The sequence below is a fragment of the Noviherbaspirillum sp. ST9 genome, assembly GCF_048799745.1.
Taxonomy (GTDB): domain Bacteria; phylum Pseudomonadota; class Gammaproteobacteria; order Burkholderiales; family Burkholderiaceae_D; genus Noviherbaspirillum.
Map to the genome: position 1 here is coordinate 1 of NZ_JBLWFR010000170.1, position 563 is coordinate 563.

Sequence of the window (563 nt, forward strand, 5' to 3'; positions counted from 1 at the left end):
CTGTTTATCAAGAATCTGCATCACGCCCCATGATTTCCAGGTTCCATGATCCGTGGTACAGTCGAAACAGTTGAATATGTCACCGGTTGTGCGCCAGAGGTGCCCTACCACCGGGCCCCATTCCCAGGGTTTATCATTACCCCATTCACAAATACTCAGCACAATTGGCCTGCCAGCTTTCTTTAGCGCCGCAGCCATGGTTTTATAGGCTCCCTCTGCCTTTAGGCCTTCGGTATTACACCAATCATATTTTAAATAATCGACACCCCATTTAGCATAGGTTTGGGCATCCTGAAATTCGTATCCGCGACTACCGGGTCTGCCCCCGCATGTCATCGAACCTGCGTCCGAATAGATTCCCAACTTCAATCCTTTAGAATGTATATAGTCGGCAAGAGCCTTCATTCCCGAAGGAAAACGTTTAGGATCAGGATGAATAAAACCTAAGCTATCGCGGTCGCCATGCCAGCAATCATCAATATTAACATAGGTATAACCGGCATTCTTCATTCCCGACGAAACCATTGCGTCCGCAACCTCCCGGATAAGTTTCTCATCAACAT

The 563-nt window shown here is 47.6% G+C and carries 1 protein-coding gene; it reads right to left on the reverse strand.

The genetic code is table 11. The features are described from left to right. On the reverse strand, positions 1-563 hold a 563-nt coding region (locus ACNOHI_RS25355; protein WP_420477494.1), incomplete at both ends, for a glycoside hydrolase family 27 protein.